At 71.6% G+C, this 18,213-nt stretch carries 13 protein-coding genes; 10 read left to right on the top strand and 3 right to left on the bottom strand.

Annotated elements, in window-relative coordinates:
- Positions 1–107: 107 nt before the first annotated feature.
- A complete protein-coding gene (locus ACWIHT_RS03640) occupies positions 108–1,352 on the top strand; it encodes an MFS transporter (protein ID WP_456163978.1) in 1,245 nt (414 codons plus the stop codon).
- On the opposite strand, the gene ACWIHT_RS03635 is transcribed toward ACWIHT_RS03640, so the two are convergent.
- Complete coding sequence (locus ACWIHT_RS03635; protein ID WP_456163976.1) at positions 1,330–4,179, bottom strand: AfsR/SARP family transcriptional regulator; 2,850 nt, start codon at positions 4,177–4,179, stop codon at positions 1,330–1,332. The two genes, ACWIHT_RS03640 and ACWIHT_RS03635, sit on opposite strands and share 23 nt — an antisense overlap.
- A gap of 279 nt (positions 4,180–4,458) precedes the next feature.
- On the opposite strand from ACWIHT_RS03635, the gene ACWIHT_RS03630 reads away from it, so the two are divergent.
- Together ACWIHT_RS03630 and pepN are read left to right on the top strand one after the other, a co-directional pair.
- A complete protein-coding gene (locus ACWIHT_RS03630; protein WP_456163974.1) occupies positions 4,459–5,130 on the top strand; it encodes an IclR family transcriptional regulator in 672 nt (223 codons plus the stop codon).
- Between the two features lie 358 nt (positions 5,131–5,488).
- The gene (pepN, locus tag ACWIHT_RS03625) at positions 5,489–7,921 is read left to right on the top strand and encodes an aminopeptidase N (protein WP_456163972.1); all 2,433 of its coding nucleotides are present in this window, start codon (positions 5,489–5,491) and stop codon (positions 7,919–7,921) included.
- 10 nt (positions 7,922–7,931) lie between these two features.
- Here pepN and ACWIHT_RS03620 read toward each other — a convergent pair whose 3' ends face one another.
- Positions 7,932–9,110, bottom strand: coding sequence for a CdaR family transcriptional regulator (locus ACWIHT_RS03620; protein WP_456163970.1), 1,179 nt, complete (start codon positions 9,108–9,110; stop codon positions 7,932–7,934).
- A 213-nt stretch (positions 9,111–9,323) separates the two neighbouring features.
- On the opposite strand from ACWIHT_RS03620, the gene ACWIHT_RS03615 reads away from it, so the two are divergent.
- The 4 genes from ACWIHT_RS03615 to ACWIHT_RS03600 are packed head-to-tail and all read left to right on the top strand — an operon-like array spanning position 9,324 to position 13,098.
- On the top strand, positions 9,324–10,256 hold the full coding sequence (locus ACWIHT_RS03615; RefSeq protein WP_456164577.1) for a substrate-binding periplasmic protein: 933 nt from the start codon (positions 9,324–9,326) through the stop codon (positions 10,254–10,256).
- 9 nt (positions 10,257–10,265) lie between these two features.
- Positions 10,266–11,015, top strand: coding sequence for an amino acid ABC transporter permease (locus ACWIHT_RS03610; RefSeq protein ID WP_456163968.1), 750 nt, complete (start codon positions 10,266–10,268; stop codon positions 11,013–11,015).
- The gene (locus ACWIHT_RS03605; RefSeq protein ID WP_456163966.1) at positions 11,012–11,806 is read left to right on the top strand and encodes an amino acid ABC transporter ATP-binding protein; all 795 of its coding nucleotides are present in this window, start codon (positions 11,012–11,014) and stop codon (positions 11,804–11,806) included. Before ACWIHT_RS03610 ends, ACWIHT_RS03605 begins: the two co-directional genes overlap by 4 nt.
- The gene (locus tag ACWIHT_RS03600) at positions 11,803–13,098 is read left to right on the top strand and encodes an NAD(P)/FAD-dependent oxidoreductase (protein ID WP_456163964.1); all 1,296 of its coding nucleotides are present in this window, start codon (positions 11,803–11,805) and stop codon (positions 13,096–13,098) included. Before ACWIHT_RS03605 ends, ACWIHT_RS03600 begins: the two co-directional genes overlap by 4 nt.
- Here ACWIHT_RS03600 and ACWIHT_RS03595 read toward each other — a convergent pair.
- Complete coding sequence (locus ACWIHT_RS03595; RefSeq protein ID WP_456163962.1) at positions 13,084–15,225, bottom strand: MMPL family transporter; 2,142 nt, start codon at positions 15,223–15,225, stop codon at positions 13,084–13,086. The genes ACWIHT_RS03600 and ACWIHT_RS03595 overlap by 15 nt on opposite strands.
- 199 nt (positions 15,226–15,424) lie before the next feature.
- Here ACWIHT_RS03595 and ACWIHT_RS03590 point away from each other — a divergent pair, with 199 nt between their 5' ends.
- The 3 genes from ACWIHT_RS03590 to ACWIHT_RS03580 all read left to right on the top strand — a co-directional run bounded on the left by ACWIHT_RS03590 (position 15,425) and on the right by ACWIHT_RS03580 (position 18,210).
- Positions 15,425–15,916, top strand: a complete 492-nt coding sequence (locus tag ACWIHT_RS03590) for a hypothetical protein (RefSeq protein ID WP_456163960.1) — start codon at positions 15,425–15,427, stop codon at positions 15,914–15,916.
- 144 nt (positions 15,917–16,060) lie between these two features.
- A complete protein-coding gene (locus ACWIHT_RS03585) occupies positions 16,061–17,377 on the top strand; it encodes an MSMEG_0569 family flavin-dependent oxidoreductase (protein WP_456163958.1) in 1,317 nt (438 codons plus the stop codon).
- An 8-nt stretch (positions 17,378–17,385) separates the two neighbouring features.
- Positions 17,386–18,210, top strand: a complete 825-nt coding sequence (locus ACWIHT_RS03580; protein WP_456163956.1) for an amidohydrolase family protein — start codon at positions 17,386–17,388, stop codon at positions 18,208–18,210.
- Positions 18,211–18,213: the final 3 nt, after the last annotated feature.

Here is an 18,213-nt window from a genome sequence, read left to right as displayed (position 1 = left end):
GTTGAGCATCTGTCGCATCGGAGAAGACCTCTGTTGCGCCGCTGCCCTGGCACGTGGTCTAGGTGGTGGGCCGTCTCCCGCCTCCGATCCGTTGAAGGACCGCCGTCATGGCTTCGAAGTCGTACCCCGCCGGTACCGGTGGCTCCTGGATCGTCGTCGTGTCCGCCGGGGTCGCCGCCGGGCTCCAGGTGTGGAAGGTGCCGCCCGCGCTGCCGTACCTGCGGCACGATCTGTCGTTGGGTCTGGTGCAGGCCGGGACCCTGCTGGGAATCGTCCAACTGGCCGGGATGCTCGGGGGACTTGCCGTCTCGCTGCTGGCCGAGCTGATCGGTGAACGGCGCTGTCTGACCGGGGGGCTCGTGCTGCTGTTCCTCGGTTCGGCCGGTGGTGGTTTCGCCGGGTCGGCGGGTCCGCTGCTGGCCTCGCGGGCGGTGGAGGGGGCCGGTTTCATCCTGGTGGCGGTGACCGGTCCGGGACTGATCCGGCGCACCGCTCCGCCGGGCCGCTTCACCACCGCCATGGGCTTCTGGGGCGCCTACCAGGGGATCTCCACCTTCGTCGGGCTGGTGGTCGGCGCGCTGGCCCTTCAGGCGGTGTCGTGGCGGGTGTGGTGGTGGGGCATGGCCGTGGTCGCGCTGGCGCCGCTGCCGTGGGTGCTGGCCCGCGTTCCGCGTGACGACGCGGGCGGTGCGCGGGGCGCGGCGACTGCCCTCGCGCGCATCGGCCGTACCGTCCGGGCTCCCGCTCCCTGGACGGCCGGTCTGGTCTTCGCCTGTTACACGCTGCCGTGGATGGCCGTGGTCGGGTTTCTGCCGACCGTCTATCGCGACGGTGGGATGACGGGCAGTTGGCCGGGGGTGCTGAGCGCCGTGGTCGGTGCGGTGAACGCCGTCGGTTCGGTCGGCACTGCGGCGCTGCTGAAACGCGGGCTGGCCGTGCGCGCCGTCGTCGTGCCCGCCTTCGCGCTGATGGCCTCGACCTCCCTGCTGGCCTTCGCCGTCGACTGGCACGGTGTTCCGGCGGGTACCGTCTGGCAGTTCCTGTGTGTCGTCGCCTTCTCGCTGACCGGCGGGGCGATACCCGCGACCCTGCTGCGGATGATCGGTGGGCTGACACCGGCGGGCGGTTCGGCCCCGGCCACCATGGGGCTGATCCAACAGCTGTTCAACGCGGGCAGTTTCGTGGGCCCCACGGTCGCCGCGTGGCTGGCGACCCGTACCGGCGGCTGGCACTCCACCTGGTGGATCACCTGCGGCTGCGCGGTCTGCGGTGCCGTCCTCAGCCTCGGGCTCGGCGGCGGGGGCGCGCCCTCGCAGTTCTCAAAGTCCGCTACGGCAGGGGCCGTTCGCTGATGCGGTCGTGGAGATCGGTGCGGAGGGGATCGTCGTCGGGCAGGCCGAGTTCGTCGGCGAGGTCGCGGGCGCGGGTCCAGGCCTCGTGTGCGGCGTCGGGTTGACCGGCGCTGTGGTGGCTGTCGCCGAGGCAGCGGAGACAGGCTGCTTCGCTGCGGCGCTCGCCGGTGGCGCGGAACAGGGCCGCCGCATCCCGGTAGCGCTCCACCGCCTGTTGGTGGCGGCCGAGTTGGTGGTGGATGTAGCCGAGGCTGTCGGAGATATGGGCCTGTCCGTCCACGTCGGCGGCCGCACGGGCGAGTTCGAGCGCCTGCTCGCAGTGCGCCAACGCGCTGTGGTGTGCGCCGAGTTGGGCCTCCATCCAGCCGATGTGGTTGAGCGCGGCGGCCTGTCCGGCCGGGTCGTCCGCCACCCGGTAGTGCTCCAGGCTCCGGTGGGCGTGTTCCAGCGCCAGTGCGGGGTCGCCCTGGGTTCCCGACATCCGCGAGAGATGCTGGTGGGTACGGGCCTGCCCCGCGTCGCTGCCCAGCTCGGCGAAGAGTTCCAACGCCCGTAAGTAGTGCTCCCTGGCCGGTTCCGGGGAGTTGAGGCGGTCCAGGGCCAGGCCGAGTCCGCGGTGGGCGCCCGCTCTTCCGACCAGGTCGCCCTCCCGTTCGGCCGCCGCGAGCGCGCTGTGCCCGGCGGTCAGCAGCGCCTCCCAGTGGCCGTGCCGGTCCAGGAAGGTGGTCAGGACGGTGACCAGTCGCCACACATGCCCGTCGAAGCCGGGCGGTGGCTGCCCCACGATCTCCAGCAGTACCGGGTGTTCGGCGACGAGCCAGGCCAGCGCTCTGCCGTAGTCCCGGGGCACCATCGGATTCGCGCCCGCTCTGGGCGCGGGAGCGGCGACCGGGTTGGGCTGCGGGGTCACCAGGACGTCGGCGGCACGTGCGGAACGCAGGTAATGGTCCATCATCCGGTGCAGGGCCGCACGCCGTTCCCACTCGTCGTCGTACGCGGCCACCAACTCCCCGGCGTAGACGCGCAACAGGTCGTGGAACGCGTACCGTCCCGGAGCGTGCTCGGTCAGCAGGTGCCCGCCGGTCAGTTCGGCGAGCAGTGCGCGGACGCGTTCCGGCGGAGCGCCGGCGAGGGCGGCCGCCGCGTGCCGTGAGAGGTCCGGGCCCGGGTGCAGGGCGAGCAGCCGGAACAGCCGGGCGGCGGCCGGGCCGAGCGCGCTGTAGGACCACGAGAACACGGCCCGTACCTGGCTGGCCTCCTCGCCGCCGTCGAGCGCGTCCAGTCGGCCGCCCACCTCGCGGAGTTCCTCGGCGAGCGTGCCGAGCGGGCGTCGCGGCTGGGCGGCGGCGCGGGCCGCCACGACCGCCAGGGCCAGCGGCAGTCCCGCGCACCAGGTGACGACGTCCGCGACGGCCTCCGGTTCGGCGGCCACCCGGTCCGCACCGAGCCGCTCCGCCAGGACATCCCGTGCCGCGTCCGGGGTCAGCGGGCCGACCGCGAGCAGATGGGCGCCCTCGGTCGCGGCCAGCCCGGTGAGCCGGTTCCTGCTGGTCACCAGCGCCATGCAGCCGCTCGCGCCCGGCAGCAGCGGGCGCACCTGTTCCTCGTCGCGGGCGTTGTCGAGGACGACCAGGATCCGACGCCCCGTCAGCAGGCTGCGGTACAGGCCGACTTGGGCCTCAAGGCACGGCGGTGTCCGGTCCGGCCGTACACCCAGCGCGTCGAGGAATCCGCGGACCGCCTCGGTCGGGGGCATCACCGCGCCCTGCGGGTCGAAGCCGCGCAGGTTCACGTACAACTGCCCGTCGGGGAAGGCGCTTTCGACCCGGCGGGCCCAGTGCACCGCGAGCGCGGTCTTGCCGACGCCCGCCATGCCCGAGACCGCCGAGATCACCACGGCGGCGGACTCGCCCTCCGCCGAGGCGAGGATCTCCTCAAGCCGGGTCAGTTCCGCGTCGCGGCCGGTGAATCCCCGTACGCCCACGGGGAGTTGGGCGGGGAGTTCGATCGAGCGGGCCGTCTCGGACGGTCCGGACGGTTCGGGCCGTTTGGCGGGGCCGGAGCGGTGGCCGCGCAGGATGGTCTGGTGCAACTGGTGCAGTGCAGGTCCGGTGTCGGTGCCCAGTTCCTCCGCGAGGCGTTTGCGGACGGCCGCGTAGCAGTCCAAGGCCTCCGCGCTGCGGCCGGTCTCGTGCAGGGCCCGCATGAGCGCCTCGGCGAGGGGTTCGGCCAGCGGGTACTCGCCCAGCAGGCCGGTCAACGGGCCGATGACGGACGCGGGATCGCTGTGGACCGGTTCCGTGCGGGCCCAGCCGACCGCCGCGTCCTGGTGCCGCCGCCGCCAGGCCTCGCGCATCCGGGCCGCCCACTGCCCGCGCAGACCGGACAACGGCTCCCCGCGCCACAGGTCCAGCGCCTCGCGCAGCAGCCGCGCCCGCTCCGGGTAGGCCGGGCCCGCGGTCCTTGCCTGGTCCACCAACTGCCGGAATCTGTACACGTCCACCTGGTCCGGGCGGGCCTCCAGGAGGTAGCCGCCGGAGCGCCGCACCACGGACAAGGGGTCCCGCGCGGTCTCGGCGGCCTGCTCGCACACCCGTCGGATCCGGGCGACATGGGCGTGCACGGCGCCGCGCGCCCCGTCCGGCGCGCGCGTGCCCCAGACCCGCTCCATGACCACGTCCATCGCGACGGGCCGGCCGACGTCCACGGCCAACGCGGCCATCACGGTACGGCGTTGGGGCGGGCCCACCTCCACCGCGCGCTCCCCCGCCAACAGTTCCACCGGCCCCAGCAACTGCACGTCCACCATGGTGTGCGCCACCCCCACACAAAGCCTCCTCCTTTCTTTCACGGACGCGTACGCGGCGCGACAAGCCTTCGGCAAGGTTTCCTGCCACCCACCGATGTCAGTCTGCTGGGACACGAACGGGCTCTGACCGGGGCGCCGTTCGGGCACCGCGGCAGGGCCGTAGCCCGGCGGCTGCGCGACAGGCAAACGGGGGCGAGAAGTGTGATCACAGGGGAAGTGATGGCACCTGGAACACGAGTGCCGGTCCGGCGGCCGGAGACGTTACCGGCCGCCGCGGGAAACGCCGGCGGAAGGAGCGTGCTGGAGGGCGCCTTCGCGTTGCTGGAGGCGGTGGAACGGGCCGTGGAGGCGGGGCCGACCAGGCTGGCGTCCGACTGCGGACTGCCCAAGACGACCGCGTACCGGCTGCTGGAGCAGCTGGCGGACCTGGGCGCGGTCGAGCGGTGCGGGGGGAGTTATCGGGTGGGTCCGCGGCTGTTCCGCCTCGGGCGGGCCTGGCAGCCGCATCCCCGGCTGCGGACCGCGGCCCGGGAACCGATGCGCAGGCTGGCGAAGCTCACGGGCACGACGGTGGGGATCGCCGTGCTGTGGAAGGGCGAGACGCTGATGGTCGAGTGGTGTCCCGCCGACGCCGAACGGCCCGATCCGCCGGGGACCCGGATGACCTGGCCGTGGTTCACCGCGGCGGGCAAGGTCCTGGTGGCCATGGCCGGTCCGGCACCGCTGCCGGGGCCGCTGCCCGCGTCCTGGGCGCGGGACGCCGCCACGATCCGGGAGCGGGGTACCGCGTTCGACCGGGAGGAAGTGGTGAGCGGGGTGTGCTGTGCGGCGGTTCCGCTGTTCGGTACGGGCGCCACGCCCCTGGCCGCGCTGTGTGTCCTCACGGATCCGGCACACCACTTGGAGCGGCTCGCGGAGGCCGCCCGCCATACCGCCGGGGTCATCGGCATGGGTCTGCGGGGGCGATGACACCGGGGGGCCGACGACGCGGCCCGGCGCTCCTGCGGGGATGAGCACCGGGCCGCGGCGACGGCCGTGTCCGCGAGCACGCCGGAGGCTCGGTCGAGCCACCGGTCCGCGTCGGCGCGGCCCTCCGGTCCCGCGACGCGGGTGGCGCGGAGCGCGAGTTCCGCTCCGCGCGGCGCCGCGGACGGGCGGAGTCGCCCTCGTCCGCGGCGCCCCGGACGAGGGCGGCTCCGCCCGGCGCTCGCCGCCCACGTGGGCGATCGACCGCCGTCGCCGGTCCGTCCGCCGCGCGGCGAAAACCCTCTGCTCCCCGGCGATCTCCGTCATAGGCTTGCGGCCGCTGTCTGCCGAGGGAGGACACATGGGGATCCGAAGCCTGACCCGCGCCGAAGCCGAGCACCGGGCCGCGCTGATCGCGGTCGAGCGGTACGACGTGGACGTCGATCTGACCGCGCTGCCCGACGGGCCGGAGGTGCGTTCCGTCTCCACCGTGGCGTTCACGTGTCGCGAGCCGGGCGCGGCGACCTTCGTGGACTGCGCGGCGCGGGTGCTGGGCGCGACGCTGAACGGGGTCGAGGTCGGACCCGGCGAGGACGGGCGGATCCAGCTCCCGGGGCTCGCCGCGCACAACGTGCTGCGGGTGGAGAGCGTGCAGGCCGACACCACCACCGGCGAGGGCGTGCACCGGGCGACTGACCCCGGCGACGGCGAGGTGTACGTGTGGATGAGCTTCGAACCGGACGAGGCCCGTTTCGTGTGGGCCTGCTTCGACCAGCCCGACCTCAAGGCCCCGCACGCGTTCACCGTCACGGCCCCGGCCGCGTGGACCGTCACCAGCAACTCCGGTGACGCGGACGTCGAGGAACTGGGCGCGGCCCGCCGGTGGACCTTCCCGGACACCCCACCCCTGTCGACGTACAACACGGTCATCAACGCGGGCCCCTTCCACGAGGTCCGCCGCGAGGTGGACGGCCACGACCTGGGCCTGTACGCCCGCCGTTCGCTCGCCGAGATCCTCGACCGTGACGCCGAGGAGATCTTCACGCTCACCCGTCAGGGCCTCGCCTTCTACGCCGAGGCCTTCGCGATGCCGTTCCCGCAGCGCAGGTACGACCAGGTCTTCATGCCCGAGTTCGGCGGGGCGATGGAGAACTACGGCTGTGTGACGTGGTCGGACTCGTTCCTGCGGCGGGCCGCGCCGACTCCCGCCGAACACGTGCTGCTCGCAAGGGTGTTGCTGCACGAGATGGCGCACATGTGGTTCGGCAACATCGTCACCATGCGCTGGTGGGACGACCTCTGGCTGAACGAGGCGTTCGCGGAGTTCGCCTGCCACTGGGCCGCCGAGCGCGCCACCCGGCACACGGACGCGTGGGCGAGCCATCTGATGATCGGCAAGATCAGCGCGTACCTGTCCGACCAGGGCCCCGCCTCGCACCCGATCCACCAGCCCATCCACGACGTCGCCCAGGCCGCGTCGATCTTCGACAACATCACGTATCCGAAGGGCGCGTCCGTCCTTCAACAGCTCAAGACGTACGTCGGCGAAGAGCACTTCAGGACCGGCATGGCCGCCTACTTCGCGCGCCACGCGTGGGGCAACACCACGCTCCAGGACCTGATCGACTCGCTGTCGGAGGCCAGTGGCCGCGACCTGGACACCTGGCGCACGGCCTGGCTGACGACGGCGGGCACCGACCGCTTCTCGCTGGAGCGCGACGGCGACACCCTCACGCTGGTGGCCGACGGCAGCCCGCGCCCGCAGGTGCTGGCGGTGGGCGCGTACGGGGAGAACGGCGACGCGCTGGAACGCCGGGCGCTGGTCCGGGTCGAGGTGACCGAGACCCGCACCCCGGTGACCGGACTCCCGCCCGCCGACGTCCTGTTGATCAACGACGACGACCTGACCTTCGCGACGACCCGCCCCGACCCCGCCACCAGGGACACGCTGTTCCGTACGGCGGCGCGACTGCCCACGGCGATCTCGCGGGGCGTGGCCGCCGCCACCGTGTGGGACATGCTGACCACCGGCGAGGCCACGGCGGCGGAGGCCGGGCGGTGTCTCACCGCGTTGCTGACGGCCGAGACGTCCGACGCGGTGATCGAGCCGTATCTGACCCTCGCCGCGAACATCGCGGAGCTGTGGGCGCCGGCCGCCGAGCGGACCGAACTGTCGGCGGCGGTGGCGGCGGCCTGTCTCCGGCTCGCCGACGACCCGGGCCGCCGTCAGGTCGCGCTGCGCGGGCTGGCCCGTACCGCGACGACCCGGGAGGATCTCGACCGGCTCCGGGAACTGGCCGGTGCCGACGTGGACCTGCACTGGCGTGCGCTGGTCCGCGACGCGGAACTGGGCGGGGACTTGGCCGCGGAGTCCGATCTCCTGCTCGCCCGGGACCCGGACCCCGACGCCTGGACCCGCGCTCTGACCGTCCGGGCCGCGCTGCCCGACGCGGCCACGAAGGCGGAGGTCTGGCAGCGGCTGACCGTGGACCGTGCCGTCCCCGTCAACTCGGTGGGCCTGGTGGCGGCGGCCTTCTGGCGCCCGGGCCAGGACGCGCTGCTGGCCCCGTACGCGGAACGCTATCTGGAGGCGATCCCGAAGCTGCACCAGGGTGGAATGCTCCTGGCGATGAGCTACACGCACCGCCTCTTCCCGTTGCACGCCATCGACCCGGCGTACATCGAGCGGGCCCAGGAGGCGTCCCGGGAGGCGGTGCCGGTGGTCCGCACCACGCTCCTGGAGCGCTCGGACGAGGTGAGCCGCATGCTCCGCGCGCGGGCTGGGGGCGTGTGACGGGACGCGTTCAGCGCGCCAACCGGTCGGCCAGGCAGGCGAGATACAGGGCCATGGCCGTCCGGTACTCCCGCAGCGGGCGGCCGGTGATCTGCTCGATCTTGTTCATCCGGTAGACGACGGTGTTGCGGTGGATGTGCAGGGCCTCGGCGGTGCGGACGAGGTTGAAGCCGCTCTCGCACCAGGCGGTGACCGTGTCGCGCAGGGCCGGCCAGTCCGGCTGGGCGCGGAGTTCGGCGGCGGTGAGTTCCAGCAGCCGGTTGCGCGCGGACTGGCTCACCGCCGTCACCACCTGGTGGACGCGCAGTTCGGTGATCAGATGCACGGGGTCGGTGTCCGCGAACCGGGCGCCGAGCCGCAGCGCGTCGCACGCGTCCTGGTAGGAGTCGTGCAGACCGCCGACGGCGGTGGCCGCCTCCCCGATACCGGCGCGGGCCGCGAGGCCGTCCTGGGCGGCGATGAGCTCGGTGACCCGCCGGCAGTCGGCGACGAGGGAGGCCGTGGAGCGTCCGGCGGGCAGGCGGTGCAGGACGCCGATCCAGCCGGGCGCCGTGGAGGCAACGATGTCCTGCGGGTCGGCGAAGAACTCCCCCACGGTACGCAGGAGTTCGGAGCGGACCAGGGCCATGTCCCGGCTCTGGGTGCCGCCCTGTCGGCGGGGCGCGGGGTGCGGCACGGTCACCTCGAAGGCCACGGCGACCCGTCGTAGGCGCAGGTCGTAGCCGAGTTCGGCGGCGCGGAACACGAGGAAGTCGCCCTCGACGACCTGGGGGTCGTAGGACGCGATGTCGGCGAGGAGTTTCTCGGCGGCGCGCTCGGCGAGGAGCCGGGAGCGGAGCATCACGGACTCGCGGAGCAGGATCTCCGTCTGGCGTTTGACGAGCAGGCCGAAGCGGCGGACCTGGGCGGGGGTGCCGGTGATGCCGACCGTGCCCACGGCCTGTCCGTTGGTGATCAGCGGGAGGGTGACTCCCGGGCGCACTCCGCGCAGCTGCTGTGCCTGGGAGGCGCTGTGGGTGGCCGGTTCCTTCGTGCGGACGACGTCGACGGAGGCCTCGTGGAAGCTGCCGACGCGGCTGCTGTCGCCGCTGCCGATGACGATCCCCTCGGCGTCCGTGATCAGCACGTTGAAGCCGATGACGGCGGAGGTGTCCCCGGCGATCTCCTGGGCGAGGGACGGGCTGAGCACGGGCTTTCCTCCCGTCGCGGGCGAGCCGGATTGGACGCACCGTACAGGGGACCGCATGAATCCGGCCACAACTTCGTACGAAGTGGACGGTGACGCGCGGCGTCTTGATGCCTAGCGTTTGGGCCCAATCACTTCCCGCCGAGGGCACAGCGCGGTGAACGGCGGGTCCCTTCAGTGCCGATCCCTCAGTGCCGATACGGAAGGCCCGTGCCGATGATCCGTGTGCGCTCGCTCGTCGTGGCGTTGTCCGCGACGTTGATGTTGTCCACCGTCGCCGCCTGTGGTTCGGGCGGCGACGACGCCCCGAAGAACGTCTCCGCGAAGACCGCCGCCCTGGGCACCCTCACGCCCGGTGTCCTCAAGGTCGCCGTCCAGCCGTACGCGCCCTACACCACCGTGCGGGGCGGGAAGATCGTCGGGCTGGACGGCGACATCCTCGCCTACGCGGCCAAGAAGCTGGGGCTCGAAATCAAGCCCGAAGTGACGGACTTCGCGGGAATGCTCGCCGGGGTGCAGTCCCGCCGCGTGGACATCACGATCGGGGGTGTCGCCTGGTCCGCCGACCGGCAGAAACAGGGGCTGTTCACCGATCCGCCGTACTACTCGCCCCCGGCGATGGCCGTCCGCAGCGGCAAGACGTACAAGACGGTCGCCGACCTCAAGGGCCTGAACCTCGGCACGGTCGACGGCTACGTCTGGGTCAAGTCGATCCAGGCCGTACCCGGCGCGAAGCTGCACGCCTACCCGGACGCCAACGGCGTCTTCGACGACCTCGGCGCGGGCCGTATCGACGTCGGCTTCCTGGACCCGCTGATCATCATCGCGGCGCAGAAGCAGCGCCCGGACCTGAAGATCGCCACCGAGTACCTGACCCCGCCAACTGCCGCCGAGGTGAAGGCGAAGCCGGCCCTCCAGTACTTCCAGCCGTACCAGACGGGCTTCTATCTCCCTAAGAAAGCGACGAAGTTGGAGCAGGCGATCTCCGCGCAGATCGACGCGATGTACCAGAACGGCGAGTTGGCGAAGCTCGTCACCAAGTACGGCGGAGATCCCGAGCAGTTCCTCAAGCCCGCCGCCGATGTCGCCACCTCCCGACGCGGTGTGGACCGGCCGGGCGACTGGACCCCGCCGTCCATCGAGAACTGAGGCGCTGACATGTCGGGTCTCTTCCAAGTCCCCTGGTCGGACTACCGTTCCGACCTGATCGACGCGCTGTGGCGGACGATCTCGTACACGGTGGTCAGCTTCGTCGGCGCGGTCCTGCTGGGTCTGGTCGTGGCGCTGCTGCGGCTGAGCAAAGTGTGGCCCGCGCGCGCCCTCGCGGCCGTCTACACGGAGCTGTTCAAGAACATCCCGCTCCTCGCCATCATCTTCCTGACCTACTTCGGTCTGGCCTCGGCGGGCATCCGGCTGGACGTGTTCACCGCCGGGTGCCTGAGTCTCGTCGTCTTCTACGCCGCCTATCTGTCCGAGATCTTCCGCTCCGCGATCAGCGGGGTGCACGAAGGGCAGACCGAGGCCGGTGAGGCGCTGGGCATCGGGAAGGTGGGGATCTTCGTCCACATCGTGCTGCCGCAGGCGGTCAGGCAGGCGCTGGCCGGCACCAACACCATGCTCGTGGACCTGCTGAAGTCCACCTCGCTGCTGGTGACCGTGTCCGCCGCGGAGTTGATGTCGGAGGGGCGGCTGATCACGTCGGAGACGTTCCGCGCGCTGGAGGTGTACCTGGTCATCTCGGCCATCTACTTCGCCCTGTGCTATCCGCTCTCCCAGCTCCTGCTGTTGCTGGAGCGCAAGGTCCGGGCGGGCGTCCCCCTCTCCCCCTTGCGGCGACGCAGGGTGCGGGCGGCCCGGGCCCTGCTCGCCGCCGACCTCGGAGCGAACCTGAAGGAGCCAGCCGTATGACCGAGCCCGTCACCACGGCGAAGACCACACCAACTGCCCACACCGAAGCGGTCGTTCGGATCGAGGGGCTGAGCAAGTCCTTCGACGGACGGCTCGTGCTCGACGACGTGAGTCTCGCGGTCGACCACGGCCGGATCGTCAGCGTCATCGGGCAGAGCGGCGGCGGCAAGACGACGTTGATGCGCTGTGTGAACCTGCTGGAGCGGCCGGACCGGGGCACGGTCGAGGTCGCCGGGGAGGTGGTGCACCGCGACGGCCGCACGGTCTGCCGCGACCTGCCCGCGCTGCGGCGCACGGTCGGCATGGTCTTCCAGCGCTTCAATCTCTTCCCGCATCTCACGGCGGTGGAGAACGTCGTCGTAGCCCAACGCAAGGCGGGCGTACCGGAGTCGGAGGCCCTGGACCGGGCCGTCGCCCTGCTGCGCCGGGTCGGGGTGGCCCATCGGGGTCTCGCCCTGCCCGACCGGCTCTCCGGCGGAGAGCAGCAACGCGTCGCCATCGCACGGGCGTTGGCGCTCCGGCCCGAGGTGCTGCTCTTCGACGAACCCACCTCGTCCCTGGACCCGGAGGCGACCCGTGAGGTGCTCAGCGTGATGCGCGAACTGGCCGCCGACGGCATGACAATGCTGCTGGTCACCCATGAACTCCCCTTCGCCCGCGAGGTGTCGGACCGTGTCGTGTTCGTCGACGGCGGCCGGATCGTCGAGGAGGGCCGACCGCAGCAGGTCATCGACCATCCCGAACAGGCCCGCACCCGCGCGTTCCTGGCCGCCTACGGATCCACGTCATGACCGTGCTCGGTGGTCCGGTCGTCGTGGTCGGCGGCGGTGTGGTGGGACTGTGCACGGCCTACTACCTGGCCGAGTCCGGCCTGGAGGTGGAGGTCGTGGAGCGGCGCGCGCTGGGTTCGGGGGCGTCCCGGGGCAACGCGGGCTGGATCTGCCTGAGCCATTCGACGCCGGTCCCCGCGCCCGGTGTGGTGCGCTACGCGCTCCGCTCCCTGGGCCGCCCGGACTCGCCCCTGTATCTACGGCCCCTGCCCGATCCCGCGTTCGTCCGGTGGCTGTGGCGGTTCTGGCGCAGCAGCACCCCGGCCGCGTTCCGCAGCGGTTACACGGCGATCGCCGAGCTGAACCGCGGCACGTTCGACCTCTTCGACGGGTTGCGCGCGGCCGGGGTCGAGACCGGGCTGACCCGGCCCGGCATGGTGCACGCGTTCCTCTCCCCCGCCGAGGCCCGCCATCATCTCGCCGTCCAGCGGCAGATGGCGCACGGCCGCTACCCGATGCCGGACGACGTGGTCACCGGCGACGAGGCCCGTCTCCTCGACCCCGCGCTGTCCGAACGGGTCCGCGCGGCCTATCTCGTGGAGGGCGAGGGCGTGGTCGATCCGGAGGCGTTCTCCCGCGCCCTGGGCGAGGCGCTCACCGCGTCCGGGGTGAAGATCCACGAGAACACGGAGGCCACCGGGTTCCGTACCGAGGGGAACCGGGTCACCGCGCTGCGCACCGCGACCGGCGAGATCCCGTGCTCGGCCGCCGTGATCGCGGCCGGCACGCGCTCGTCGGACCTGCTCGGCTCGCTCGGCCACCCCCTGCCGTTGCAGGCCGGGAAGGGCTACAGCTTCTCGGTCGACCTCGATCCGGCGCCCCGGCACACGCTGTACTTCGGTGAGCGCAGGGCCGTCGCCTCGCCGATCGGGGCCACCACCCGCATCGGCGGCACGATGGAGCTGAGCGGCAACAACAATCGTCTCGACTGGCGCCGGATCGTCGCCGTCGCGCTCGCCAGCCGGCACTATCTGGGCCGCTGGTTCGACGACCCCGACGACCTCGTGAGCCTCATCCGTGATCCCTGGGTGGGTGGGCGCCCGTTCCTGCCCGACGGGCTTCCGGTCGTCGACCGGGTTCCCGGGCACGACAACGCGTTCGCGGCGACCGGGCACGGGATGCTCGGCGTCACGCTGGGCCCGGTCACCGGCCGCACCCTCGCCGACTACGTCCGTACCGGCCGCCGGCCCGACGTCCTCATGCCGTTCCGCTTCAACAGGGCTCCATGGGGCGGGAGTTCAGGCGGTAGGTGACTTCGCTCCGGTCGGTTCCGGGTGCGGGGAGGACGGCTGGACGCGCAGCGGGCGGGCCGCCCAGGCAGGCAGGTGCCAGTTCCAGCCGCCGAACAGGGAGACGAGAGACGGTACGAGCAGCATCCGCACGATGGTCGCGTCCAGCAGGATGCCGATGCCGAGGCCGGTCGCGAGGGTCTTGAGGTCGGTGCCCGGTCCGGAGGCGAGTGCGGCGAAGGCGAGGAAGAGGATGAGTGCGGCGCTGGTGACGAGGCGGCCGGTGCGGCCGATGCCCTCGACCACCGCTTCGTCGGTGGTGAGGCCGGCGTCGTACTCCTCCCGGATGCGGGACAGGATGAACACCTCGTAGTCCATGGACAGTCCGAACAGGAACGCGAAGATCATGATCGGGATCCAGAACGTGACGGCCCCGGTGGCGGCGATGCCGAAGATCGCGTTGGAGCCATGGCCGTCCTGCCAGAACAGCACCATCAGGCCCAGGGTCGCCGCCAGGGAGATCAGGTTCAGCAGCACCGCCTTCAGCGGCAGCAGCAGGGAACGGAAGGCGCGCACCAGCAGGATGTACGTCAGCAGCGCGATGATCGTGAGCATCAGCGGGAAGTTGCCGTAGACGGCGTGCAGGAAGTCGATCTGGGCCGCGCCGATGCCGGCGACGCCGACGACCCCGGGCAGGTGCTCGGTGGCGGACTTGACCCGTCTGACCACGTCGACGCTCTGCGAGTTCACCGTCTCGGTGTCCGGGATGACGACGACGATGCTCTGTCCGCCCCGCTCGCCCGCGGGCCCGGTCGGCACGAACACGCTGCTCACGCCGTCGATCTTGGTCAGCGCGGCGGCGACCGATTTCGCCTGGTCGGTGCTGACCAGGACCTCCATCGGGGTGAGCGCGCCGGTCGGGACGCCGCCGCGTTCCAGGGTCTGGAGGGTGTCGTAGGCCGAGCCGTTCTTGGCCAGTGACTCCGAGGAGGCGAGGCCGATCTTGATGCCCAGGAAGACACCGACCAGGGCGGCGAGCGCGGCCAGCGCGGCACCGGCCGCGATCCAGCGGCGCCGTACGACGGCGGCGGTCCAGCGGCTCCAGAAGCGGCTCGCCCGGTTCTCGTGGCGGATCTTGGGCCAGTCGACCTTGGGTCCGATGCCGCCGAGGATCGCGGGGGTCAGGGTGAGTGTCGTCAGCACGCTCGCGAGCGGGATGAGCGCGCCGCCGTAGCCCATGCTGCGCAGGAACGGGACGGGCAGGACGACCAGGGAGAGCAGGCCGATGGCGACCGTGACCCCGCTGAACACGATGGCGTGCCCGGCGTGCTGCATGGCGACGACGACCGCGTCGTGGTTGTCCCGGCCGCGGTCGCGTTCCTCGCGCCAGCGGGTGACGAAGAGGAGCGAGTAGTCGATCGCGACGCCCAGGCCGATGAGGGCGACCAGGAACTGCACGATGAACGACATGTCGGTCAGATAGGTGAGGGGCAGCAGCATCACGAAGGTCGCGAGGATCGACACGGCGGCGACCAGCAGCGGCAGCAGGGCCAGGAAGGACGCGAACACGAAGGCGAGGACGGCGAGTGCGCCGACGGCGCCGAGGAGGGTCTCGCCGAGCACTCCGGGGCCGCCCCCGTCGTCGCCGCCGGAGGCGAGCGGGTCCTCGCCCGTCACGCCGACCTTCGCGCCCGCGGGCGCGGCCTTCTCGGCGGCCGTCCTGATCGGGTCGGTCAGCAGGGTCTGGCTGGGTGACGGGTTGAACCGGTAGAACACCAGCGCGTAGGCGGTACGGTCGTCCTTCGTCCGGAACGCCTTGTCACCGGTGTTCGCCTCGTCGATCACCCGCAGTCCCGGGGCGGCCGTGCCGGCGGCGGTGAACGTACGCCCGACGTCCGATTCGTGGCCGGTGACGGTCCGACCGGCGGGCAGGGTGACCGCCACGAGATAGGGATTGGTGTCGCCGCCGCTGCCGAAGGCCTTCTCGATCTTGTGCGCGGTCACGGTGCCGGGCTGGCCGGGCAGCGAGAAGTCGATCGTGAGCCGGTCCGTGGTCCGACCGGCCAGCGCGATGCCGGCGATCAGCACGAGACCCCAGAACGCGACCACCGCTTTGCGGTGCCGCAGCACGAATTCGGCCCACCGTCTCATGCCGGACCATCCCCGCTTCGTAGGTCGGACGAGCCTAGCCCGACCCCCGCTTTCTCCGCTATCGGGACGATCCATCCGATTTGACGGGATGCGGAATCAAGGAATCCGTGCCGCACCCCTCGGAAATAACCGGCGAAGAGCGCGCATTAGCCTGTCAGGGCCGGTTCATCACCGGACGTCTGAGAACGGAGCAGTCGAGGTGAACAACGCACCCAAGGCCGACATACGCCAGGAGGCACAGGCCCCCGCTCCGCCACCCGAAGCGCTGGAGCGGGCACGGCGGCACCGTCGGCACACCTTGGAACTGCTCACGGTCTGCTCCATCGGGCTCGTCCCATGGACGGTCCTGCTGGCGGTGACGCTCCCGACCGGGTACGAGGTCCACCAGTGGCGGGTGACCTGGGTCGGCTTCGACGTCCTGCTCGTGCTCTCGATGGCGGCCACCGCGCTGCTCGGCTGGCGGCGGAACCGCGCGGTCATCGTGGCGGCGATCTTCTCGGCGACTCTGTTGATCTGCGACGCGTGGTTCGACGTGTCGCTCGCCTTCGGCACCTCGGACGTCTGGTCGGCCGTGGCCCTCGCGGTCTTCGCCGAACTGCCGCTGGCCGGCTATCTGATCCACCGGGTGCTGGGGATGATCTCGCTCGCCCACTGGCCGAACGCGGAGGCGGCCACCAGGATCGCCGAATAGCCGTCTTGCCTCTCGGGCAACGGTGAGTTCTTCGCAACTCCCCTTTGTTCCGGATGACTTCACTCGGAAATCCCCAGGGCTGAAGTTGGTCGCCATGAAGAGCGGCGAGGTGGCAAGACCTCGGCGCACGGCATGGAGGATGTCATGCCCGAGATGCACTTCGCTGTCCGCGCACATTACTCCGTCGCCGTGGTCGGCGGCGGTCAGGCCGGACTCTCCGTCAGTCACGAACTCCGCGAACGCGGTATCGACCACATCGTCGTCGAGGCCCACCGGGTCGGCCACGAATGGCGCGAGCGCCGCTGGGACTCCTTCTGTCTGGTGACCCCCAACTGGCAGTGCCGGCTTCCCGGTTACCCCTATCAGGGCGACGATCCCGACGGTTTCATGGTCCGCGACGACATCGTCCGCTACCTGGAGGGCTATGTCGCCCGCTTCCGGCCACCGCTGGTCGAGGGTGTGACGGTCACCAGGCTGCGACGCTCCCCGCGCGGGGTCTTCGAACTCTCCACCACCGAAGGGGACTTCACCGCCGACCAGGTGGTGATCGCGACCGGCCCCTACCACGCCCCCTCCCTCCCCCCGATGGCCCGGCGACTCCCCGACTCCGTCACCCAGGTCCACTCCTCCCGCTACCGCAACCCCGCCCAACTCCCCCCGGGCGCGGTCCTGGTGATCGGCACCGGCCAGTCCGGCTGCCAGATCGCCGAGGACCTGCACCTCGCCGGACGCCAGGTCCATCTCGCCGTCGGCGGCGCGCCGCGCGTGGCCCGCTTCTACCGCGGCCGTGACTGTGTGGCCTGGCTCGACGACATGGGCCACTACTCGAAGAGCATCGACGACTTCGACGACGCCGGCGCGGTCCGGATGCGCGTCAACCACTACGTCACCGGACGCGACGGAGGCCGCGACATCGACCTGCGCGCCTTCGCCCGCGACGGTATGCGGCTGTACGGCCGGCTGACCGAAGTCGGCGGCAGCGCACTGGAGTTCGCCGACGACCTCAAGGTGAACCTCGACCACGCGGACGCGGTCGCGGAGGGCATCAAGGACGCCATCGACGCCCACATCACCGCGCAGGGCATCGCGGCACCGGACGAGCCCCGCTACACACCGGTATGGGAGCCGGACGACCAGCCCCGCGAACTCGACCTCGTCCAGGCCGGCATCACGTCCGTCGTCTGGTCGACCGGGTTCCGCCGCGACCACCGGTGGATCGAGGCACCGGTCTTCGACGGCCGCGGCTACCCCATGCACTGGCGCGGCGCCACCAGCGTCCCCGGCCTGTACTTCCTGGGCCTGCCCTGGCAGCACTCGTGGGGTTCGGGACGCTTCGAAGCGGTGGGCAGGGACGCGGAGTTCCTCGCGAACCACATCGACGCCTCGCGCCGCCTGGCCGACGTCTGCGGCACCCTCACCGGCGCCCCCACCGACCTCGCCTCCGCCCTCCCGATCGGCTGAGGAACGGAATGAAGACCATGGTCTACGACGCACACCGCCACATCGGCGTCCTGCCCGCCCACCCCTTCTACGGCGGCCCGCCCGTCAACCCCGACACCACCGCCCGCGCCACCGTCAAGCAACTCGTCGCCGACCTGGACGCGGAGGGCACCGAACGCGCCCTGGTCATCCCGAACTACGGCGTGCCCGACCCCGCGACCGCCTTCTCCTTCAACGAGTTGGCCATCGAGGCCGCCCAGACCGACGACCGCATCCGGGCCGGACTGTGGGTCTCCCCGCGCCCCGAGGACGAGCAACGCACCACGCAGGCCTTGGAGTTGGCGGGCGAGCGCGGCGTGAAGGCGCTCAAGCTGAGCTTCCTGCTCGGCGGGCGCCCCACCGACCCGGCCTGCCGACCCCACCTGGACAACATCTTCGCCGTGGCGGCCCGGCACGGACTGGTGGTGCACGTCCACACCTCCCCCGGCGCCGCCTCCGACATCGACGAGGTCGGCCACCTGGTCGACTGGTACGCGGACCAAGTACCCGTCCATCTCGTGCACTTCGGCGGCGGGATGAGCGGCCACATCAAGCTCGCCGGCTCCCGGTTCTTCGACTGGATCACCGCCGGCAAGCACGTCTACACCGACCTCTCCTGGGCCATCGGATTCACCCCCCGCTGGCTGGCCAAGGAGATCGAGCGCCGCGGCATCGGCCACGACAGAGTGCTCTTCGCCAGCGACCAGCCGTGGGGCGACTTCACGGGCGAGTACGCCCGCCTCGCCGAAGCGACCGGCGGCGGCGCACTCGGCGACCTGGTCTTCAGGGACACGTTCGCCGCGCTCTACGACTGACCC

Source organism: Streptomyces sp. NPDC002276, from assembly GCF_053891435.1.
Note: the sequence above shows the minus strand (reverse complement) of the source record. Positions and strands in the feature narration are given on the sequence as shown.